The sequence below is a fragment of the Acinetobacter sp. P37 genome (assembly GCF_057480965.1).
Window position 1 is genome coordinate 195,720 of record NZ_JBLIYY010000007.1, and the last position, 20,242, is coordinate 215,961.

A 20,242-nucleotide genomic window follows, 5' to 3' on the forward strand; every position below is an offset into this window, starting at 1 on the left:
ATGAGAAACAGTTTTCTAGAAAAAGGATAATGGTTTTAAAAACCTACTTAAGCGTTAGATATTTCAATTATGGAAGTAAAAATTCAAAGTGACAAAACTGCGAAAGGCGTTTAAAACAAAAACTCGATAGATCGATGTGTTTTTTTATATCTCAGCTATATTTTTCTCTAAATTTTAATGACATACTGCTAGTAATTAAAAAAATAATGAAATCTAAAAGTGATGTTAAAAGAAAAATTAGCGTCTTTTCCTGACGCAGTTTGGGTACAGATCCATTATGATCAAATGCAAGTTTTAACGCGTGATCATCAAATTGTAGCTGAACAAAACTGCCCTTTGGCTTTTATAGAACGCGGAAGTTTTGTCCGAAATTATCATATTGCAGAACAGTGCTTCAACCAACTCATACAACAGATCCACTTCAAGTGGTATGAGTTTGGACAACCGGTTATTTTTATTCAGTTAAAAGAACGCTTAAGTGAAGAAGTCAGCGCACTCGAGCTACGAGCCATTCAAGAAATGGCACTAAGCGCAAATGCACATTTTGTATTTGTCTACGATAAACATGGCATCGCACTCGAAGCAGAAACCATCAAAAATGATGAGTCACCTTTGCTCAAATGGTTTTTCTGTGGGCTGATTTTTCTGATTTTGCTGATTATCTTTAAATAATCAGCATCATTCATTAGGTTCGGTGCAACTACGACACTTTCTGCTGCTGCAATTGCTCAATACTCGAAATCAAATCGCTAAAACGATCAATCACCAAAGCCGGTGCAGCCGTTTGAATTTCTTCTGCGCTACCATAACCATAGTTCACAGCAATACTCGGCACTGCATTACGGCGTGCACCTAAAATATCGTACTCACGGTCTCCCACCATCACACATTCTTTTGCATCTAACTGTTCTTGCTGCAAAATGTATTCAATTAAATCGCCTTTGTTGGTGCGCTCACCGTTCAGTTCACTGCCATAGATCACAGTAAAATATTGTGCCAAATCAAAATGTTCTAAAATTTGGCGAATTTTGACTAAAATTTAAACCTTATCTAGTACAACCCTTTAAATTTTATATAAGTTATTACATTAAAATCTCGTTTGTTTTTAACTACAGAAACCTCACCCCAACTAAGATTCCAATAATTTTCATTATTTTTTTCAGTGGGAAAAGTAGAAAATTCTTTCTCATAAAATAATTTTAACAAATCAAACTCTCTATCTAATTTCTCATTGGATACATTATCCCAATCAACTTGAGTAACTGGACCATCTATCCAATGTAATAAAGCTTCTGTTAATTCATTTTTTGACGTTTCAAAAAAAATATTAAATTTAAAATCATGTATTAAAATTTCAATTAAAGACTGATAAACCACATGATTTAATTTAGAAACCCTTATCTTTTTCAACATATTTTCTGAACTTAACTTTTTAAAAATATTTTTTATCTCTTTAAGATCATTAATTTGTATATTACTATTACTCATTAGCTAGCCCTATATTAAGTTAATCCAGAAATATTTTTTTCTTTAAAGCTGACCGATTTGATGGCGTAATATAATACTGCGTTCCTCCCCCAGTTCCATAATCCTTATTAGCTAATGCCTTAGCACGCCCTACACAAATATCTTTAGTAACGATAAACTCACGTACCTTTGTCCGTGCATCACGAGGAAAGCGATCAGGTGCTATCCCTTTATGCCCAACCTGAACGAGATCGTGGTATTTTATAGCAGACCCATTAGCTTGACTCAACGTCGATACATCTGCAAAAAACCACCAGGTTTTGCCCCATATGGTGCAAGAGTATAAAGTTTCGTTCCCTTTGGTAAAACTATATTTTCCCATTTATCTTGTTGATCATAAGGTTTCTGACTCTGAAAATACCTTGCACCCTGTGATGGATTTGCTGTTTTACACGGATTACTATCAGGACAAGGTTGTTTTTGTGTAGTTCCCTGATTACGTCCTTTTCCACTACCTCTTCCTTTAGAACCTTTTCCTTTTGCTAAACCTCTCGGATCTACCCATTCAACAGGGTTTGGTGCATAAGCATAAACATTATGACCACCCAAAAGTCCAATCGGGTCTTTAGAAATAAATCGCCCTACATCAGGTGAATAATACCGATGGCGGTTATAGTGTAGCCCTGTTTCCTCATCAAAATACTGACCTTGAAAACGAATTATGATCAAATGCAAGTTTTAACGCGTGATCATCAAATTGTAGCTGAACAAAACTGCCCTCTGGCGTTTATAGAACGCGGAAGTTTTGTCCGAAACTATCATGTTGCAGAACAGTGCTTCAACCAACTCATACAACAGATCCACTTCAAGTGGTATGAGTTTGGACAGCCGGTTATTTTTATTCAGTTAAAAGAACGCTTAAGTGAAGAAGTCAGCGCACTCGAGCTACAAGCCATTCAAGAAATGGCTCTAAGCGCAAATGCACATTTTGTATTTGTCTACGATAAACATGGCATCGCACTCGAAGCAGAATCCATCAAAAATGATGAGTCACCTTTGCTCAAATGGTTTCTCTGTGGGCTGATCTTGCTCATTTTGCTGATTATCTTTAAATAATCAGCATCATTCATTAGGTTCGGTGCAACTACGACACTTTCTGCTGCTGCAATTGCTCAATACTCGAAATCAAATCGTTAAAACGATCAATCACCAGAGCCGGTGCAGCCGTTTGAATTTCTTCTGCACTACCATAACCATAGCTCACAGCAATACTTTCCACTGCATTACGGCATGCGCCTAAAATATCGTACTCACGGTCTCCCACCATCACACATTCCTTCGCATCCAACTGTTCTTGCTGCAAAATGTATTCAATTAAATCGCCTTTGTTGGTTCGCTCACCGTTCAGTTCACTGCCATAGATCACAGTAAAATATTTTGCCAAATCAAAATGTTCTAAAATTTGGCGGGCATAGACCGTCGGCTTTGCTGTAGCAACATACAAGCGAAAACCTTGCTGTTGTAAAGTTGCTAGAGTTTCGGCAACGGCAGGATAGACTTTATTTTCAAATAAGCCGGTCACTGCAAAGCGCTCGCGATAACCAAGTAAAGCCTGATCTGCAAGTACATTATGCACATCGACATTGAGGATTTTGGCCAAAGAGGCTTTCAAAGGTGGCCCAATGATCCAATCGATATTGGTCTCATCCGAAATGGGATGTCCAATTTTCGCCAGTCCATAGCGTGCTGAAGTGGTAATGCCAACTTTTGGATCTGTTAATGTTCCATCGAGATCAATCAATATATTCTTAATCACAGCTTTTACCTTATCCATTCACTTCTGCAAAAATACTATCGAGTGTTCGCTCAAAGTTGCCTATACTATCGCAAATTTTGTTTAATAAGGACATCATTGTGCGCCCTACTGTACTGTGCTTTTCAGGTCTTGACCCTTCAGGTGGTGCAGGACTGCAAGCGGACATTGAAGCCATTGGTCAAAGTGGTGCACATGCTGCCATTGCGTGTACAGCGTTAACCGTTCAAAACTCACAACAAGTGTATTCGTTTGAAGCGACCTCTCGTGAGTTATTGCTGGCCCAAGCACATGCTGTCGTCGGTGACCTCCCTATTCGCTGTGTAAAATCAGGAATGTTAGGAACGACTGAAAATATCGCGGCTCTCGCTGAGTTTTTACGTGAACATCCCGAATATCATTATGTTCTCGACCCCGTTTTAGTTGCCAATAGTGGTGGTTCTTTGGGCGATCAAGCAACGTTGGTCAAAGCCTTTGCGGAATTGATTCCACTTGCCACAGTGCTTACACCTAATACCGTAGAATTACGCGCACTCACAGGTGAAGACGACATATCTAAAGCTACAGCAAAACTTTTTGCGATGGGCGCTCAAGCGGTATTAGTAAAAGGTGGGCATGAAAATACGCCAGACTATATCCAAAACTCGTTGTACATTCAGGGTGAATTAGTTTCTGAAACCCGTTGCCCACGACTGGATGGGGAATATCACGGCTCAGGCTGCTCATTGGCGAGTTTTATAGCTGGGCGTTTAGCCTTAGGTGATGAGCTCAAAGCAGCTGTTCATCATGCCGAAACATGGCTATTTGGTGTGTTGAAAATCGCTGAATCACCTGTTGTGGGCGGACAAAAAATTCCAAAACGTTTTTAGTATTGTTGGTTATTCATGTTAAGCCGATAAAAACTACTTTATATGATTTAAAAGCCCTGTATATCAGGGCTTTTTGTAATTAAGAGTCGAGTTGAACCCAATATACTAAGGTTGGAATTTCCCATGCACCGCCAGCAAATCCTTTGCACTGTGTGGTTTTTGCCATATAAGTTTGGATAAAGCGCTGACCGTTCCACGACCATTCCCCTTTACTTTGACAATCGCCAATGCCTCGTCCACGTTGGTTGGAGAAAATTTGTCCTTCACTAAACCCACTTCCAGAAAAGGTCACGGATTGTTTGATTTGCTTTAAATTTCGATCCATTAACCAATAGCCATTGCCACTGTTATATGCCCCACGCCAACATGGCACTTCGACCAAGGCATTTTTTCCATTGATTGGAAACACCACCACCCGGTCATCCTCTAAGAAATTTGCATCAAAGAGTTGAGGACAATCTTCTACTGTCGTTTTTTTCTTTATCAATCCAAATAATTGTTTGGCTGTGGGCGCATTGACGGCATACCGCGTTTGTAAGCCCTTACTATAATTTTGAATATACACTTTCGGAATACTTTTCGGTTTGAGTACATTGGCCGAACTGCTATTGGCTTTACGCAATAATGCCGAATTTGTCCCTATGCGCTTTTGAAAATCATCCATACGGAGCAAAACCGCACTAGCGCCCTGCACAGACAATAACCATGTTTTGTTGTTGCCTTTCCACACAATCGGTTGATTGGCTTGTAAGGCTTGAATCAGTTTTTGAGTTTGAGCTGCACTTAACTGACCTTCCGCAGTTTTGGCATCAAGCTGCACAGTTCCCTGATTTTTACCTAAAGTGTAAAGTTGAAGCGGTTTATTTGCCGCACTTAAGGTTTCAGGATCGAGTTTCACTCGTGCGCTGACTTGCGCTTGAGCGCCCGCAGCACGTTGTAATAATACAGAAATAGCGGGCTGATTGCCCTCCGCTTGATAACCTGCAACGCGACAAGTCCCCGTATTATCACAAGCGATTTCCCAATCCTTATGTGAAAAATAATTTCCTTGAATTTGAGCAAAACTCACACTACAACCCAATGCAGCAACGTAGCCCAATAGAAGTTGCCAGATGACATTATTTTTGTTCATGTCTTTGGCTCAAAATAATTATATTAGAACCATCTTAAAATGCTTTTCACTGAAACTCCAGTTTAAATGGATCTGCTACATGATTTAAATTTATAGAGATGAATCATTCAGTTGCTGTATCTCTTCACATTTTTTTCGCTTCACATTTTCATCACTGAGCGTATTCATCAAATCTGCCGCTAGGCCTTTTAAAAGACTCATATCATCATCGGTCATTTGATTCGGCTGCCGATCTAAAACACAGAAACTTCCCAATGCCACCCCATTACGGTCTCTAAGTGCAACGCCTGCATAAAAGCGAATGCGGTTATGCATCAATTCAGGTAAATGCGCAAAGCGTGGGTCACGTTGTAAGTCTTCAATAATCAAGCGTTCATTTTGATATACCAAATGGCTGCAGATTGAGTCTTGTTTCGACTGGCGCACCTGCATCGGTTGCTCGGTAGCCTTAGCCAAAGGGCTACCTGGTGTATAGACCCAGTCTTGCTTGACCCAAGAAATTTGTGCATATTTCACATCGAAGGCTTGTCGGGCTTCTTCAATATATTGTTCATAAATCGGTAAATTCCGATCATCCAAAACATTCAGTTCTTCTAATGCTTTTAAGCGCTGCGCTTCAACGCTAGGATCAGGCTCATCCAACCAAGACTCACCATGCGTCAATTGAAAAGCTTCAATGGTTAATATCAAATCATTCATATTATTGACTACAGCATCGACGGTAAAATTTTCTTTGATCGCATCTAATTGCTTTACTTCATCACAGCTCCACAGTGCAAAAATCAGTTTTTTATCTGGAAACTGCGCCTTAAAAACATGGCTTAAAAGGCGAATTTGAGCTTCTGGTGCTGTATGAAAAATCGAAATACATATGATCTGAATATCCTCTTGGATATCACCCATACTTTGATGCTGATTTTGAATTAAGACGTCGCTAAAAGCCTGAGCCTGAATACCGCTTAAGCTTAGGCCATGCGCCAACATAGCCGATACTTGAACATCAATTTCCCAACGTGCGCCGATACACAAAACCTCAGTTTTCTGATCCTGCTGTGCCACTGGATATGCCCGTTGAAAACTATGATTAAACAGTTTTAATCCCTGATGTAAACGTAGTCGATGTTCAGCACTGGCCTCGGTGTTGTGGCCTCTCGAAAAAATCCGTATGGCTGGAATCGCGACTTTGGCATAAAACGCATTAACCCGCCGTGCCTTGATTTCATCCGTCGCATCCTTCGGTAACTTTTCAGCAATAAAAGTCTGTGCAACATCCATGGCATCTTGCACATCATCAGCGACTAATCTTTGATAGAAGCGCTCATGCGGTGCCAATGCAGGCGTACTACCGATCAGGGTTTTAATAAAACCTAAGGATGGTACATAGCTCGAAAGCACCAATAAACACGCGGTTAAAGGCGTCGATAAAATTAAACCAATCGGCCCCCACACCGCCGTCCAAAACATGGCGGCAATAATAATGGCTAAGGTTGAAAGTCCGGTACTTTCCCCATATAACCAAGGCTCAATAATATTATTACTGACCAATTCCAAGAGCAAAATTAAACCCACTGTCCATAGCACCATATTCCATGTGGGATCTACCGCAAAAGCCAATGCAATGGGGAAAATCGCAGAAATCATTGGGCCGACATAGGGAACAAAGCGCATCACTATCGCCACCATTCCCCACATAATTGCTGCCGGCACCCCAATAAACCAAAGTCCCAAGGCCATCGGAATACCGTAGGTCACATTGACCATCAGCTGCATACGTAAATATTTACCGATACGATTGGCGGCTTCATCGAGTGCGTCTGTTCCGATATTTAAATTGCCGCCCAGCAGCTTAAGGAAACGGTCATGCAAATCTTTCCGATTGACCAAAATCAGAATCACAAACAAAAATACAATACCCGCGGTTGCCAAAGGATTGAGCACCCGCTCGCTCCAAGCCATGACCGCTTCAGCCGTGGTTTGTTGTTGCCCCACTACTTCAACTTGCTGAACTTTAGGATTTTTCTCTTCAGGCACCACATCATCTATCGAGTTTTCAACAGTATCTATGGTGGTTTTTGCGCCATCCCAAACACTTGGACCGCGTGCAAATTGACGAATAGAATCCATTTTCTTTTGAATCGTACCGTGATATTGCGGTAACTCTTGGCTTAATTGCCCCAGTTGATAACCCAAATAAGAGGCCGCGCCGGACAAAATCGCCAAAGCCAAACCGACCACAATAAAAATAGATGGCATCTGCGGTAGTCCCCAACCACGGAGTTTCATCACCAGAGGATCAACTAAAAAAGCCAATAAGATTGCGAGTGCCAATGGAATAAAAATATCTTTACCAAGATATAAGGCCGCAATCAGCAAACTGCAGATGATGAATCCTGCCGTGATTCGAATCACTTTATGTAAATCTGCGGGAGGCATTTGATTCGAGGCGTTCAGGTCTTGTAAGCCTTGCTTTTGACCTGATGGTGATGATTCAAAATCTTGCGCTAATTTATTATTTTTATGATCCATTTTCTTATCCTGAACGATGGTCATTATTTTTTAATTTAGGCTGAAGTTTTAGAACTGCATACGCATTTCATGTAATGATTTGCAAAGAAAAAAAACAGAGCGACATGGCTCTGTTTTCATACTGCTTTTTGAGAAGAATTAAAAGGTAATCACTTTACTTTGATGAGTCACAATATCCACTGGAACAGAAATATGTTGATGAACGATCTTCCATTGAGTCTGTGTTTTTTTCATCCCAATGGTGTTACGACACCATGAGATCCCTGGCGTCGGTATCCCACTCTTATCATCAATTTTGGAATAACAGTGCAGAAAGGCAATATCAGGTTCTGCATGGATGACCAGTTCCCGCCTAAACACCTTTAAACCTTCACGAAAATACTCTCTATAAAATTCCCACATTTTTTGATATGCCATTAAGCCGCGCATTTCACAACTGGCATCAAAAAAGTTCACATCTGCTGCGCAGGATTCAGCAATATTCTCAATTTTCAATTGGCAGATAACCTCATCCCAATTGGCTAAAAATTGCAGAATTTCGTCAGCGGCCTGTTGGTCACCGACTATTTTGATTTTATCTTGCATCTCTGGCACCTATTTCTTTTATTTTTTATCAAGCATTATTCTGTGAGGCGTTTGGAAGTTGAATTTCAACGATCTTCCAGCTCCAACCTCGGCGTTGCATACTAAATACGGTATATGTTGCTTCACTTAGGCCTTGGAGCGGCACATACAGATCAAATCGATTCCAAGCACTATAGCTTGCTTTGGGTTCAAGGGACTGGCTTTGTTTTAAAGCGACAGTAGTTGGAGTTGCATCCTTTTTGGATGATGTTGATGTATGAGGTTGTTCTGCGACCTTATTTTCAGCATGAGTGAATAGTTCAATCTCTGAGCTAATCATGCTCGGATTGGTTAGTTGGGTTATTTCTGGTAATTGAATCGACTCTTTTAATGCTTTGCCTTGTAAAAGCAGCATGATACTGTTTGGATTGACCAGACTGTCGACCAGCGTTGCACTGAGGACTGTGCTGAGCTGCCCACCCCACGACTGAGCGAATTCGGGTAAATGCTGTAGCCCAGTTTTCTGTTGAATGAGGTCTTTAACTTGTGGTTTTAGACTCGATTTGACTGCCGCAAAATCGATATATTGAGCAATTTTTTCAGGTTGATTGTGCTCATAGGCTTGACGTATTTGGTACAGCACCCAATACGGAGACGCAATCATCCAACCCAAGACGATGATCAAGATCGCAATGAGCCCATAATACAAAATATGATTCTGCTTATTCATCGTTCACCACTCTAGCCAGTGAAGTTGTGGTACTTCCTTGTACCGTTAAATAAGCTTGATCTAGATTGAATAGCATCCAACCTAACAGCGCTTATCTGAGAACCATATAGCTTTTGATCTTGTGATTTTGACGAACCTTCAGGTTTGTTCATCTCGCTTTGGCTGTCTTAATCAGGTTGTTTCAAATTTAAGCTGTTAATTCTCTAATTTGGGTATTCGCACCATGGGTTTTAACTGACTAAATGCCTTTATCGCGCGATTGCTCACTGGCATAAAATTGGCTGATCCCAATAATATGATGGTTTGCCGCTTTCAGATTGAAATATGGTTTACCATTATTAACATTCAGTCGTTCAAAGCGACTATCATCTGCACTGTTGTTTTGTACAGACTCTATCCCGTTTTGTGATGATGCTTACACTTTATATAATTCACTCGTTAAAATGATTTCACCGTTCCATGCTTTTAATACAAAACGAAACTGCTGATCATTAGAATGACTGATCTCGTACCATCCCGACATATGTTACCCCTTCATTTTCATTGTTTTATCTATTATTCGATCAGGATTTATTATTGGAAATTGAACCTGATCTACAGAATATAAATGAACTCGGTCACATTTTTCAATGTCTTTTTTGATCAGAGTAAAGGCTTAAAATTTAATCACTAAGAAAATGATTTTCAATAAATAATTCCAATAAAAAATAATCCGACCGAAGTCGGATTTCATCATTCTTTCATCATGATGTATTTGTGAATAGAGGCGCATTACTCAACGCATTGAATAAAGGCCTTAAGGACTGACGATCTGCTTTGAATATGTTGCTTTATTCATTTCTAAAATTTCTACACAAAGTTGCACTTCTACTGCTGAAGCTATGACATGTTGTTTCAACACGTCCAATAACAACAATGAAATTTGCTTTTGAACTTCAACCGTTCTACCCGTCAATAATGAAACTTTGGCATGCATATACGCATGTTGAGCGTGTTCATCCAAACCCACAACAAAATCTTCCTGAGCGACAGCTCGGCTCTTAATATCATTGATGGCACTAACATGACCCGATTCAAATAAGGCAGTGTTTAGCGCTTTAAGTAAAGGACGAGCCTCAAGCTCAAGATTATTGGAATATTCCAAATGAATATGCGGCATAGTAAAGACTTTTCAAACCCGTAATGCGTCTATTATGCAGGCTGAAAAATAAAATCTATAGCGGATTAGTTATCTATTTCATGTTTAAGTAGACATCCCAAGCCAAGTGTGGCCTTGGCTTAGGATGATTGAAGATTGCTTTAAAGCGAACAATAACGAAACTTAAACTTTTTTCACGTATTCAGATTTGAGTTTCATTGCTCCTATACCATCAATTTTACAGTCAATGTCATGACCATCTGTTGCATCAGCTAAAAGACGGATATTTTTAACTTTTGTGCCCACTTTCACCACTGAAGATGAACCTTTAATTTTAAGGTCTTTCACCACAGTAACCGTGTCACCATCGGTCAATACATTGCCATTGGCATCTTTAATCAGCATCTGTTCATCTGCAGCACTTTCGCCTTCACGCCATTCATGTGAACATTCGGGACAAATCAGTAAATCGCCATCATTATAGGTATATTCAGAATTACATTGGGGACAATTGGGTAAAGACATAAAAAACCTCAAAAAAAGATGGACGCAAAAATCCATAAAAACTTAATATAACATTTTTATGTATTTCATAAACTTAAAAACCATAAATTTCGTATGGTTTAATCACCTTGTGAAGGTCGTAAATTTCACAACGCTACAGCACTTGAAGGTTTAAATTTTAGATCTCTAATGAGGTATTTAATATTAACGCTTTTAAGATATGCGCATGATTTTTATCCGTATGTTTAGCCGCTGTGAGTAAGGTTAGTGGCTCCTCTTTTTCCCATGCCCGTAGTTGTTCCAACTCGGCTTGATGTGGCTGTATTTCTTGCAAATAGCGCTGTTTAAACTCGTCCCATCGAGAAGCCATTGCCTCATCTTGATGATACCAACGACGTAAATCTGTAGATGGCGTCAATGCCTTCGGCCACAAATCTAGCTCTGCGCTCACTTTACTGATACCACGCGGCCACAAGCGATCGACCAATATGCGTTTCCCGTCATCTGGGCTTATCTCATCATAAATACGTTTAATGTGTACAGTCATTGAGCCCTCCTTCGCCTATTTGCAGTTTTTCAATCATTCGTCAGATTATTCATCGGGGATCGCTGGATTCACTAAAAAAGCCAGCAACTGTAAAGACTCCTGCCACCCCAAATAACAGGCATCAGGTGGAATAACGCTCGGCAACCCTGCCTGTACAATCGTCACTTCGGTTCCTACTGATACCGCTTTAAACTCAACAGTGACCTCGATTTCACCGGCCAACTCTGGCATATCAAATTGGTCTGTATAGCGCAGTAAATGATTCGGCACGACTTCATGATAATCACCATGGAAAGCGTGTGTGGTTCCCGTTGAAAAATTTTGAAACGACATGCGGTACGAGCCACCTACACGCACATCAGAATGTTCCACATGGGCAGTAAATCCATGCGGTGCCATCCATTTCACCAAAGCATCTGGCTCCACAAAGGCACGATAAACGCGCTCTACAGGCGCACTAAAAACACGATGTAATCGAACAGTATTGCTCATGATGATGTCCTTTTGTCATTGTTTTCACTGAATCATCCACATGCATTCACCCTCGCTTTATCGTCCATTTTTATCACACTGAAACGTTCTAAATGAAACAGCTTTGAGACGTGCGAGAAAGGTCATTGCTGTTCAATACTATAGCGAATCCTACAGATTGATCCCATCACTTTAACGCAATGCAGTGTTATGTTTTGTGAGCTGCACTCATATTTATTTTAATTAAAAATATTTAAAAATCAAAATTTTACACAATTTTTATAAAATTTAAATAATAAAAAACCCAGTTGAATCACTGGGTTCTTGTTGCTAAAGATGCAATAGTGAGACTTAGCTCAATTGTGCTTCATCTTCATCCAGATCATCATCTTCATAGATATAAGCCATACAACCCCAGCCGTCATATTCGCCCGAATGTTGTTCCGCAATTTTAATAAACCACTGCTCTAAATCAACGATATCTTCATAATCAGGCTCCATATAAACATAGACCGTGATAATCCATTCCACGCGATCTGATTCTTCATCTTGGAACAAGGAAATTTTTTGCTCTTCTTTCAATAAATACAATGCACACTGTTCAGCCTGCGCTTCGTTGGAAAAGGCAATTGAATATTCGATTTCGTGCGGCACAGATAAATCATCACCATCTTGCTGCATCTGCCACAGCACATTGCCATTATCATCATCTGGAAATTGTTTAAAATCACGAGTCATTGTACTTTCCCTTATCGTTTATGAATTTTATTCTGTTGACTTAGATTAACGGATAATTGTTGCAATTTGAATTAGCTAAATCTCTTTAATCAGAAATAGAACGCCGAAGTGATCTTTCTTATAACAATTCAAATTAAACCACAACATCCATGTGGGCCTGAGTTTCTTTGAGATGTAAAACCAAAGCTGCCATTTTCAATTCTTCTAAGCGTAATTGTAGATAACTGTCGAGTACCCGTGCCTGACTAAAATGTACACCATGCGCATTGAGCAAGGTGAAATCATCCGCCAAAGCCTGCAATAACTCACCTAAGTTTTTGGTATTTAATTGGGCTAAATACAAATCAGCACGACTATTAAACACCAATGTAAATAATTGCATCGCAGCCAAACGACGTTCTTCATCAACATAATTACAGTTTGCAGTCGATTGCTGCTCCATCGCATCAATCATTTTACAACGTACCGCAGTCAAATTTTGCTTTGCCGCAGATTCATTTATGCCATCCATCAGCTGATCTAAAATACTCTGTAAGGGTAAAAAGAATGTTGACTGATAGCCCCTTATTTTGTTGTCCAAAGCACGGTTGATGTTTTCCAAATGCTGCTGATCCAGCGCTTGGCTATACAAACCCTTTAACTCGGCACGGGCTTGTTCCTGTATTTGTGATTTAGCTTTTTCTTGATATTTGCTCAAATACTGACGCACTTGTTCGATCTGTGCGCGAATATCATTCAACATGATATCGGCATTGGCTTTGGTGACTTCCACCAAACCATCAGCCTGTAAAGTTCGATACTCAACATATTGTTCAATATCCACAATATGTTGATATTTCGCTACTTTATCGACTTGGATTTTTAAGCCACTGTTTTGAATGCGTAATTGACTGATTTCATAATTCAGTTCATCTTGCTGCGACTCTGTTTCAGCCAGTTTTAACCGCGCACGATCGAAGTTTTCCTGCAGTGAACGTAGGGTTTTATCATTTTTCAATTTGCGGTTATAAACAAAAAGGAGAGCCACAATTAATAGGATGATAAGGACGATTAAAGCAATATTGATCATTTGCTAATCCTCAAAATAAGCTTCAATAATTTAAGTTTATTCCCCAAAACAAACCTAAGTTACAAAAGTTAAAATCTATAATTCATTTCATATTAGCAGAACAAATGCAAAAAACCGTATTTATCTGACCAAATACACACTTGCACACAATCCAACTAAAATACTGTTTTAAATAAATTTAATAAAAAATTTTCATATTAAAAAATAATCAATCAATATTCTTTAGAAAATATAATAAAACTTTAGAAATGGTATTTACTTACTAAAAGATACAAATAAACTTAATATTAATCTTTGTAAATATTTCACACACTTTATAGAGATATTTAAATTATTTATATATCCCCAGAATTGGGGATATGTTGTACATCATTATTCATTTTTAAGCAGAAAAACCTATTTAAAGCTGTAATTATTCTTAGCTTGCTAAGCTGCATAAAGATTTCAATTCAACACAGCAGATTTTCTGAACAATGAGTATTCACATGAATATGCTTTAAAATTCTGCCGCACAATGAATATGAACAGCTTGTTGGGTTAAGGGCTGGGTAAATGCCAGATCGCAAGCATGTAACGCCATCCGTCCGAGTGAGCTCTGTTTTGCATTCGGGTGATACAGTTGATCCCCTGTAATGGGGTGCCCAATATGCATCATGTGTACACGTAGCTGATGAGAACGCCCTGTCACTGGCGTTAATAATACTCGGCTAATATCCTTGCTTGCGTCATAGCTAATGGCTTGATACAAGGTTTTTGAAGGTTTACCTAATTCAAAATGCACCATCTGACGTGGGCGATTTTCCCAGTCCGTAATGAGGGGCACTTCAACACTGCCCTCACCTTCAAGTTTGCCTTGAACCAAAGCCACATATTGCTTTTGAACCGTCCTCGCTTGGAACATTTTACTCACTGCCACTTCTGCATCGCGGTGTTTCGCAAACATCAAAATGCCTGATGTTGCCATGTCTAAACGATGGGTAATTTTTGCAGCAGGATACTGCTCCAAAACACGAAGATAGGCACTGTCATGATGCTCAGGCAAACGTCCCGGAACCGACAGCAATTCCGCCGGTTTTTCGATGACAACCAAGTCTGCATCTTCATACAAAATACGTAGAGGACCTTGAGGCGGCGCATAGACAAAGTTGGGATCTAAAGGCATGGATAGACTGTGTACTGGGAGAATGTCGGCAAAATAACAACTGACTAATTCGCTGTCAATCGACTTTAACCGATCAGGTCTAACCCTAACGATTATTGCTCCCCAATTTACCAAAGGCTGGTGCTAATGAATGAGACAAATCATCCTCCAGTAACTGTAAGATGCTTGCACTCGTGGTTAAAGGATACTGATGTAGTGTGATGCGATATTTGCCCTGAAACCACTGCGACAAATGCAAGGCATAAGTTTGTTTAGGCCCAAGACCTAGATGTTGTTTTAAACGGTTCTTTATACCTGTCCGTGATGATCCGACATACAGAATGTGATTGGGTTGATTTAACTTGGCGCAAGCATGGGTTTTCAATGCCTTAAATGCGGCATAATCCTGATATGTCTGCTGTATATCGCCACCAACCTGCTGTATCACATAAATATAATGTGCGTGTTGAGTAAGATCATCAAAACTTGAAAACTCAAATATACGCTCAGCTTTAGTCTGCTGTGCCTGCAGACAATCCTGTATCAATTGATCAAGATAACCCATAATAAAATTATTTAAAATTTAGATAGTTAAGCATAACAACTTTGTGAAAAAGGACAATCCGAAGCTTAGATTAAGTTTGAGTTGTTCTGCGTGATATTCATTACATCAGCAGTGATCAAAATTTGTTGGGAATGAATGCGAAGTTTGGAATTTTGAAAAAGATGGAAGGATTTATTATTCGATTTAATTCTTAAAAATTTTTTAGGGTGTAAGAGAAAACAGTATTGTTTACTTCAACTATCATCACTTTGTAAGTCATGATCTTATAGCCTATAAACTTCTGGTTTATAGCGTCCTAAGCTGAATCGAGACCTTTTGGGTGAGTACTGTACACGTGTTTTGCACCACTGACAGCATGCTACTCTTTTCAATCTCTATCACACCCTTGAGATATATAGTAGTGGTATCGATGAGGGATTGTTTCCCTGAAAATTACTATTTTTGACTTATTTTAAAAATATTTTTCACATTTAAAGATATATTGAAAATATTTTCTTCTTGTATCATGTTTTAGCATTTTTTCCATCTGATAAATGACTTTTCCCGAGAATTTTCGCCATAGTTTATCACTCAAACCATCGGGATCATTTGAATTCTAGACAGGACTTTTAACCAATGAGAACTTGTATTGAAATGAGTTCTCCAACTGGATTAAGAGTCAATAATGAATACCACAGCGAGATTTGAAAATTGAGGTGTGCTTGAAAAAAGTAGCAAAAGCACAGAAGCTATTCAATGCGATGAAAATGTGATGAAAATGAAATTCCTTCAGATTTAACACTTGGCTTAGGACTATTTTTACGGGAGATGCCTGATGATCTTTAAGCTTATGGTGATTAAACGGGTGTCGTTTGTTTTATGCGGATTAAAGGAGTAATGATTCATTATTCTTTTTTATTTTGGCTTAAATTTTTGGGGTGGTATAAGAGAAAACAATATTGTTTACTTCAACTATCATCACTTTGTAAGTCATGATCTTATAGCCTATAAACTTCTGGTTTATAGCGTCCTAAGCTGAATCGAGACCTTTTGGGTGAGTACTGTACGCGTGTTTTGCACCACTGACAGCATGCTACTCTTTTCAATCTCTATCACACCCTTGAGATATACTTTAACCAAAGAGGATCGGGATTAATTTCCTAAGTTTTTCTAATTTTCTACAAATTCAGCAAATTTTTTCAGCCATTTTAGGTTTAGCAGGATATTTTATCTTTTCAGCTCATTTCAGCGTTTTTTATCTGCAGATTTACCCAATTATAAGAAAATTTTCTTTTACAACAGACAAAACGTCCAAGCACAGCGTCAAATTTAAAAATATATCGCCGCTGAACATTCATCCCTTAACTTCATACAAAACTCCGCCCTTTGAGTAGAGATCTAAGCCTATCCATGTTCTGCAGATATTAGGGTTGATCTTTTCAACGCATGATTGGTCATTGAGCTAAATAGCTTTGTACCCACTGTGCGCTAAACCACCAACCACTATATGCCGCCATGCCACAAAGTAAATTGGCCAAAATTTTATTCATTGGACTGAGGTCTGATGCATATATTTTGAGATTGATCAGATAAGCAATCACAGCATATACCAGTCCAATCGCACCACCAATGATGATCAGGATCAAAGGCCATGCTGCATAGGCATGTGCCTGTGCTGGATATTTTGTAGAACGGATGGTTTCTGTGGTCATGCTGCATATCCTATAAATAACGCGATTACCTGTTTTAGTTAGCAATTTCTGCGCCATTTTTCTTGGATATACAGCGTTATTTCAAAGTTAATGCATGTTGAATTTCTAGCTTTGACTACAGCATTTATCGCAACCAACAACTTTTTCTGTTGGCCAGCTCATTCGTGCACGCTTATAAGCGAGTTCGAAATTGGCAAAATAACCAATCAATATTTGCTGGTCAAATTGCGGCATGTCTATACATCCTTGCGTACCATTGTGAATTAAATGCGAGCCATTCGATAAGGCATTTTCATCGACTATAAATTTAATCATCTACCATTCCCCTCATTATTTTTTATAAAATTCAAAAGATTAATAAATCCATATAAAAATTATGTGATTCATAATCACATAATAAAATTATGCCTTTATTGTTCAAAAATCAATCGAATTTTAAAGATTTTTTTAGGTGTCTCTTGGATGACTTAAACGCATAATGATGTGCTCTTTTAGGACGGATAGGTGCGATTGCTCGATTGCATTTTTTGCGCTTAAGCCAAGTGCTTGGAATGTTGAGTAAAGGTATTTTTCACTCGAACTGACATCAACAAATACGGCGTCCAAATCAGACAACCCATAGTACTCGTCGCTAACTGTATGATGGTCTGTGTATCAGTAGCGCTTCTTATATTTTTTATAATCTTTATCAAACTTTGCTAATACTCAGTTTCTGATTTTTAATTTTATATTTATTAAACAAAACGCAGATCATTCACTCTAAAAGATGGATTCATTTTAGAGTGAAATGTTGATTGGTTTATAAAGGGGTATCGACCTGTACAGTTCGTTTTTGGCGTATGCGGCGAACCAACCAGATCACGATTGCAATTACTAAGATCACCACGAAAAATGGGACTAAAAAGGCCAATACTGACAAGACTGCAGCACCAATCCATTCCCCTGTAGATAAGATTGGATTTGCAACACCACCTGTGGTTGCGGTAGATACGCCACGTGCAGCGACGGTACTCATTTGCACTGCTGTTGCTGTACCACCACCCACGATAATTGCTGCAGCCCAACTGGCAAACTGTGACATTTCACCTGAGCTTACTGCCATTGTAGCGATGGTCCCTGCAATCATGGCTGCAGGTGTTGAAATGGTGTCGAGCGCATTATCTACCCAAGGAATATAGTACGCGGCGATTTCACAGACAGTCGCAATTGCTAAGCCAATACAAACTGCAGGCATAGACAACCATTCGAATCCTTTCATTGGTTCGAATAATCCTAAAATGGAAGCAACACTCATCACCAATAAAGGTACAAAGACACGGAAGCCACAGGCAGCACTTAAGCCAATACCAATACACAGTCCTAATATTGTTTCCATGGGCTTCTCCGAATGGTCAAACGTACAATTTGTTTTTATATATGCTGTGTTATACGTTAGCAAAAAGCCCTATCGAGTGATAGGGCTTTTCTTTCTAAACAGCGGATAACTGTTAGTGTTTTGCAGCTTAGGCATTCTTATTGTTAAATTGATTGCCTTGGCATTTGGTACACGGTGGTAAACGATCAGTACCAATTTCTAAGTAGACGCGGTGTCCGCATTGAACACAAAAATAGAAGCCTGTTCCGGGTTTTTGACCAGCAGTAACCATTTTTGTTCTCCATGTGTTTTTAGAAATGGTAGATTCAGTATAACCCTCTTGTGATGAATGTCTATTGGTCATTTCGACAATTGATAATGGCATTTAGGCAAAGCATAATTTCGATTGGAAATTTTGGTGGGTTTACAGAGATTTGCTGAGCCAGTTCTCTACTTGCAGTTCATCTACATGCAGAAATTCTTTTTATCTCTAATTTACTTTGCTTTTCGTTCTTGCGGTGGTTCGTCTACTCTTGTTTCTGCATAAAAGTCGCCAGGCATTTGCGCCAAAACCTTAAATAACTGATCTGCTGTGACAGGTTTTTCACGCAGTATGACCTCATCGCCCCTGCGGAAGATTTCGACTTCTTTTCCTTTAAAGCGAAATTCTTTGGGTAAATGAATAGTTTGACTGCGACCTGTCATAAAAACTTTTGATGTGCTCATAAGGCAATTCCATTAGTTTTAGTCTATAACTTTCGATAAAAGTTTTGCATCTAAAAAAAGCCCTACAAATTATGGGCTTTTTTAATAGAGGAAACTATATTGATCTAGTGACTTAGGTCGACTTTTTGTGAAGATATTTTGGTTATTGGGTGAAGTTCAAATAGTTAATTTAATAGCAAAGAAAAAATATTTGTTTCTTTTCTAAGACATTTTTTTTCTAGAGTTATAGCTTGCTGATTAAGAAAGCTAATATGTGCCATCAATAATTCTGCCAACTTACTTCTTCTAATTAATTCTCTAGCAAAACTATCTATTTTATAAGTTTCTTCTAGATCAATATCACCATTCAGTCGAATATATTCCAATAATTGCTCTTCAAAATAAGAATCCTTAAGTTCAGAAATTAATTCCTTTTTTAAAAGATAAAAATTAAAGAAGTCATTAGCATACAAATTATTTAGAAAATGAAAAAAATGACAATACTTATTTGATACACTCCCCATTGCATAACCAACCCCATAGCCATCTTCTTCATCATATATACTTATTCCAGAATACACCCTTTCTAAAATACCCAAATAATCTCCTTGTTGATTTAGCTCATTAAAATTAAGATTAATTTTTTTAATTTTCGGAATCACCCACTCTTTCTCAATTAAATCACTATTAATATCATAAACCATTAAAAGAATATTATCACCACCATTAACTTTATATAATTTATCAAATAATTCGTATTTTTTATCTATACTTCTGTTTACTAAAAATTGTGCTGTAAAATATTCTTGAAATGAGCGATGGGTAAAAGAATAACCTAGACCATCTCTTTGCAATATACATACTGACTCTAGTAAGTCTTTTAAAAATTCATCACAGGAGGCATCTATATTTGATATTTTAATAGCATTACTTATATAAAAGTTTATTTTTGCTTCCTCAATGTAATACGCTCGATCACAATAAGTAAGTATAGAGAATGCTTCTAAGCATTTTTTAAAATCATCTAATGCAAGACCTGTGAATGATTTTCTCTTATACATACTTTTTAATGAATCATGCTTATTAAACAATGTTAGAAAAGCCTGCTCGTAAAATAAATAAGCCTCTTTCATAAATCAAAAAACGAACAGTCTCTTGCTGATTATTTGTACCGAAGAATTTTAAATATTCATGCATAATCTGCGGATGAAATACATC

General features: G+C 38.5%; 25 protein-coding genes and 3 pseudogenes. 3 read left to right on the forward strand and 25 right to left on the reverse strand.

The genetic code is table 11. The features are described 5' to 3' along the window. Nucleotides 1–222: 222 nt before the first annotated feature. Nucleotides 223–672 carry a hypothetical protein gene (locus tag AC25JC_RS08790; protein WP_486923871.1) on the forward strand — a complete coding sequence of 150 codons (450 nt, stop codon included), beginning with the start codon at nucleotides 223–225 and terminating at the stop codon, nucleotides 670–672. Between the two features lie 28 nt (nucleotides 673–700). Here the strand turns inward: AC25JC_RS08790 and AC25JC_RS08795 are convergent. The 4 genes and pseudogenes from AC25JC_RS08795 to AC25JC_RS08810 all read right to left on the reverse strand — a co-directional run. Further along, nucleotides 701–1,036, reverse strand: a pseudogene (locus AC25JC_RS08795) (HAD-IA family hydrolase); the annotation flags it as partial. 14 nt (nucleotides 1,037–1,050) lie between these two features. Then, nucleotides 1,051–1,488 (reverse strand): hypothetical protein, encoded by a 438-nt coding sequence (locus AC25JC_RS08800; RefSeq protein ID WP_180156328.1) that lies wholly within the window; start codon nucleotides 1,486–1,488, stop codon nucleotides 1,051–1,053. A gap of 19 nt (nucleotides 1,489–1,507) precedes the next feature. Next, a complete protein-coding gene (locus tag AC25JC_RS08805; RefSeq protein ID WP_486923872.1) occupies nucleotides 1,508–1,756 on the reverse strand; it encodes a hypothetical protein in 249 nt (82 codons plus the stop codon). A 248-nt stretch (nucleotides 1,757–2,004) separates the two neighbouring features. Continuing rightward, nucleotides 2,005–2,187 (reverse strand): annotated as a pseudogene (locus tag AC25JC_RS08810) (RHS repeat-associated core domain-containing protein); the annotation flags it as partial. Between the two features lie 9 nt (nucleotides 2,188–2,196). Between AC25JC_RS08810 and AC25JC_RS08815 the strand changes: the two are divergent. Beyond that, nucleotides 2,197–2,583 carry a hypothetical protein gene (locus AC25JC_RS08815; protein WP_486923873.1) on the forward strand — a complete coding sequence of 129 codons (387 nt, stop codon included), beginning with the start codon at nucleotides 2,197–2,199 and terminating at the stop codon, nucleotides 2,581–2,583. 28 nt (nucleotides 2,584–2,611) lie between these two features. Here the strand turns inward: AC25JC_RS08815 and AC25JC_RS08820 are convergent, their stop codons facing one another. Then, nucleotides 2,612–3,283, reverse strand: a complete 672-nt coding sequence (locus tag AC25JC_RS08820; protein WP_486923885.1) for an HAD-IA family hydrolase — start codon at nucleotides 3,281–3,283, stop codon at nucleotides 2,612–2,614. A 98-nt stretch (nucleotides 3,284–3,381) separates the two neighbouring features. Between AC25JC_RS08820 and AC25JC_RS08825 the strand changes: the two genes are divergently transcribed. Next, nucleotides 3,382–4,149 carry a hydroxymethylpyrimidine/phosphomethylpyrimidine kinase gene (locus AC25JC_RS08825; RefSeq protein WP_078192312.1) on the forward strand — a complete coding sequence of 256 codons (768 nt, stop codon included), beginning with the start codon at nucleotides 3,382–3,384 and terminating at the stop codon, nucleotides 4,147–4,149. A 79-nt stretch (nucleotides 4,150–4,228) separates the two neighbouring features. On the opposite strand, the gene AC25JC_RS08830 is transcribed toward AC25JC_RS08825, so the two are convergent. The 20 genes and pseudogenes from AC25JC_RS08830 to AC25JC_RS08925 form a co-directional block, all read right to left on the reverse strand. Next, nucleotides 4,229–5,281 (reverse strand): DUF1176 domain-containing protein, encoded by a 1,053-nt coding sequence (locus AC25JC_RS08830; RefSeq protein ID WP_180152846.1) that lies wholly within the window; start codon nucleotides 5,279–5,281, stop codon nucleotides 4,229–4,231. A 90-nt stretch (nucleotides 5,282–5,371) separates the two neighbouring features. After that, complete coding sequence (locus AC25JC_RS08835) at nucleotides 5,372–7,807, reverse strand: AI-2E family transporter (RefSeq protein WP_486923874.1); 2,436 nt, start codon at nucleotides 7,805–7,807, stop codon at nucleotides 5,372–5,374. Nucleotides 7,808–7,945: 138 nt separating this feature from the next. Further along, nucleotides 7,946–8,392: a nuclear transport factor 2 family protein gene (locus tag AC25JC_RS08840; protein ID WP_218948979.1), complete on the reverse strand. Its 447-nt coding sequence runs from the start codon at nucleotides 8,390–8,392 to the stop codon at nucleotides 7,946–7,948. A 28-nt stretch (nucleotides 8,393–8,420) separates the two neighbouring features. Then, nucleotides 8,421–9,101, reverse strand: coding sequence for a DUF2939 domain-containing protein (locus AC25JC_RS08845; RefSeq protein ID WP_486923875.1), 681 nt, complete (start codon nucleotides 9,099–9,101; stop codon nucleotides 8,421–8,423). Between the two features lie 238 nt (nucleotides 9,102–9,339). Continuing rightward, nucleotides 9,340–9,624 (reverse strand): annotated as a pseudogene (locus tag AC25JC_RS08850) (YegP family protein). Nucleotides 9,625–9,897: 273 nt separating this feature from the next. Beyond that, nucleotides 9,898–10,260, reverse strand: a complete 363-nt coding sequence (locus AC25JC_RS08855) for a 5-carboxymethyl-2-hydroxymuconate Delta-isomerase (RefSeq protein ID WP_486923876.1) — start codon at nucleotides 10,258–10,260, stop codon at nucleotides 9,898–9,900. Between the two features lie 162 nt (nucleotides 10,261–10,422). Further along, nucleotides 10,423–10,764 (reverse strand): zinc ribbon domain-containing protein YjdM, encoded by a 342-nt coding sequence (locus AC25JC_RS08860; RefSeq protein WP_486923877.1) that lies wholly within the window; start codon nucleotides 10,762–10,764, stop codon nucleotides 10,423–10,425. A gap of 157 nt (nucleotides 10,765–10,921) precedes the next feature. After that, entirely contained in the window at nucleotides 10,922–11,290 is a 369-nt protein-coding gene (locus AC25JC_RS08865; RefSeq protein WP_111884822.1) for a DUF488 domain-containing protein, read from the reverse strand. A gap of 45 nt (nucleotides 11,291–11,335) precedes the next feature. After that, nucleotides 11,336–11,782 (reverse strand): SRPBCC family protein, encoded by a 447-nt coding sequence (locus AC25JC_RS08870; RefSeq protein WP_078191122.1) that lies wholly within the window; start codon nucleotides 11,780–11,782, stop codon nucleotides 11,336–11,338. 330 nt (nucleotides 11,783–12,112) lie between these two features. Continuing rightward, the gene (locus tag AC25JC_RS08875; protein WP_111884820.1) at nucleotides 12,113–12,499 is read right to left on the reverse strand and encodes a ribonuclease E inhibitor RraB; all 387 of its coding nucleotides are present in this window, start codon (nucleotides 12,497–12,499) and stop codon (nucleotides 12,113–12,115) included. 133 nt (nucleotides 12,500–12,632) lie between these two features. Next, complete coding sequence (locus AC25JC_RS08880) at nucleotides 12,633–13,568, reverse strand: SNIPE associated domain-containing protein (RefSeq protein ID WP_486923878.1); 936 nt, start codon at nucleotides 13,566–13,568, stop codon at nucleotides 12,633–12,635. Nucleotides 13,569–14,064: 496 nt separating this feature from the next. Further along, the gene (locus AC25JC_RS08885; protein WP_078191125.1) at nucleotides 14,065–14,730 is read right to left on the reverse strand and encodes a pseudouridine synthase; all 666 of its coding nucleotides are present in this window, start codon (nucleotides 14,728–14,730) and stop codon (nucleotides 14,065–14,067) included. 85 nt (nucleotides 14,731–14,815) lie between these two features. Continuing rightward, nucleotides 14,816–15,274 carry a GIY-YIG nuclease family protein gene (locus AC25JC_RS08890; protein ID WP_180023129.1) on the reverse strand — a complete coding sequence of 153 codons (459 nt, stop codon included), beginning with the start codon at nucleotides 15,272–15,274 and terminating at the stop codon, nucleotides 14,816–14,818. 1,433 nt (nucleotides 15,275–16,707) lie between these two features. Then, complete coding sequence (locus AC25JC_RS08895; RefSeq protein ID WP_486923879.1) at nucleotides 16,708–16,965, reverse strand: hypothetical protein; 258 nt, start codon at nucleotides 16,963–16,965, stop codon at nucleotides 16,708–16,710. 105 nt (nucleotides 16,966–17,070) lie between these two features. Further along, nucleotides 17,071–17,280 (reverse strand): hypothetical protein, encoded by a 210-nt coding sequence (locus AC25JC_RS08900; protein WP_486923880.1) that lies wholly within the window; start codon nucleotides 17,278–17,280, stop codon nucleotides 17,071–17,073. A gap of 218 nt (nucleotides 17,281–17,498) precedes the next feature. Further along, a complete protein-coding gene (locus AC25JC_RS08905) occupies nucleotides 17,499–17,657 on the reverse strand; it encodes a DUF2569 family protein (protein ID WP_486923881.1) in 159 nt (52 codons plus the stop codon). Between the two features lie 107 nt (nucleotides 17,658–17,764). Then, a complete protein-coding gene (locus tag AC25JC_RS08910) occupies nucleotides 17,765–18,340 on the reverse strand; it encodes a DUF4126 domain-containing protein (RefSeq protein ID WP_111884815.1) in 576 nt (191 codons plus the stop codon). A gap of 127 nt (nucleotides 18,341–18,467) precedes the next feature. Beyond that, nucleotides 18,468–18,704 carry a zinc ribbon-containing protein gene (locus AC25JC_RS08915; protein WP_143221616.1) on the reverse strand — a complete coding sequence of 79 codons (237 nt, stop codon included), beginning with the start codon at nucleotides 18,702–18,704 and terminating at the stop codon, nucleotides 18,468–18,470. Nucleotides 18,705–18,814: 110 nt separating this feature from the next. Then, the gene (locus tag AC25JC_RS08920; protein ID WP_180107294.1) at nucleotides 18,815–19,045 is read right to left on the reverse strand and encodes an antitoxin; all 231 of its coding nucleotides are present in this window, start codon (nucleotides 19,043–19,045) and stop codon (nucleotides 18,815–18,817) included. Nucleotides 19,046–19,209: 164 nt separating this feature from the next. Continuing rightward, nucleotides 19,210–20,115: a hypothetical protein gene (locus AC25JC_RS08925; RefSeq protein ID WP_486923882.1), complete on the reverse strand. Its 906-nt coding sequence runs from the start codon at nucleotides 20,113–20,115 to the stop codon at nucleotides 19,210–19,212. Nucleotides 20,116–20,242 lie beyond the last annotated feature (127 nt).

Bases quoted from the DNA above. Each gene is read 5' to 3' on its own strand.
- AC25JC_RS08835 (WP_486923874.1), bottom strand. From the start codon at position 7,807: ATGGATCATAAAAATAATAAATTAGCGCAAGATTTTGAATCATCACCA.
- AC25JC_RS08860 (WP_486923877.1), bottom strand. From the start codon at position 10,764: ATGTCTTTACCCAATTGTCCCCAATGTAATTCTGAATATACCTATAAT.
- AC25JC_RS08890 (WP_180023129.1), bottom strand. From the start codon at position 15,274: ATGGGTTATCTTGATCAATTGATACAGGATTGTCTGCAGGCACAGCAG.
- AC25JC_RS08815 (WP_486923873.1), top strand. From the start codon at position 2,197: ATGCAAGTTTTAACGCGTGATCATCAAATTGTAGCTGAACAAAACTGC.
- AC25JC_RS08880 (WP_486923878.1), bottom strand. From the start codon at position 13,568: ATGATCAATATTGCTTTAATCGTCCTTATCATCCTATTAATTGTGGCT.
- AC25JC_RS08800 (WP_180156328.1), bottom strand. From the start codon at position 1,488: ATGAGTAATAGTAATATACAAATTAATGATCTTAAAGAGATAAAAAAT.
- AC25JC_RS08870 (WP_078191122.1), bottom strand. From the start codon at position 11,782: ATGAGCAATACTGTTCGATTACATCGTGTTTTTAGTGCGCCTGTAGAG.
- AC25JC_RS08790 (WP_486923871.1), top strand. From the start codon at position 223: ATGTTAAAAGAAAAATTAGCGTCTTTTCCTGACGCAGTTTGGGTACAG.
- AC25JC_RS08895 (WP_486923879.1), bottom strand. From the start codon at position 16,965: ATGACCACAGAAACCATCCGTTCTACAAAATATCCAGCACAGGCACAT.
- AC25JC_RS08845 (WP_486923875.1), bottom strand. From the start codon at position 9,101: ATGAATAAGCAGAATCATATTTTGTATTATGGGCTCATTGCGATCTTG.
- AC25JC_RS08910 (WP_111884815.1), bottom strand. From the start codon at position 18,340: ATGGAAACAATATTAGGACTGTGTATTGGTATTGGCTTAAGTGCTGCC.
- AC25JC_RS08855 (WP_486923876.1), bottom strand. From the start codon at position 10,260: ATGCCGCATATTCATTTGGAATATTCCAATAATCTTGAGCTTGAGGCT.
- AC25JC_RS08830 (WP_180152846.1), bottom strand. From the start codon at position 5,281: ATGAACAAAAATAATGTCATCTGGCAACTTCTATTGGGCTACGTTGCT.
- AC25JC_RS08875 (WP_111884820.1), bottom strand. From the start codon at position 12,499: ATGACTCGTGATTTTAAACAATTTCCAGATGATGATAATGGCAATGTG.
- AC25JC_RS08920 (WP_180107294.1), bottom strand. From the start codon at position 19,045: ATGAGCACATCAAAAGTTTTTATGACAGGTCGCAGTCAAACTATTCAT.
- AC25JC_RS08840 (WP_218948979.1), bottom strand. From the start codon at position 8,392: ATGCAAGATAAAATCAAAATAGTCGGTGACCAACAGGCCGCTGACGAA.
- AC25JC_RS08915 (WP_143221616.1), bottom strand. From the start codon at position 18,704: ATGCCATTATCAATTGTCGAAATGACCAATAGACATTCATCACAAGAG.
- AC25JC_RS08900 (WP_486923880.1), bottom strand. From the start codon at position 17,280: ATGATTAAATTTATAGTCGATGAAAATGCCTTATCGAATGGCTCGCAT.
- AC25JC_RS08885 (WP_078191125.1), bottom strand. From the start codon at position 14,730: ATGCCTTTAGATCCCAACTTTGTCTATGCGCCGCCTCAAGGTCCTCTA.
- AC25JC_RS08865 (WP_111884822.1), bottom strand. From the start codon at position 11,290: ATGACTGTACACATTAAACGTATTTATGATGAGATAAGCCCAGATGAC.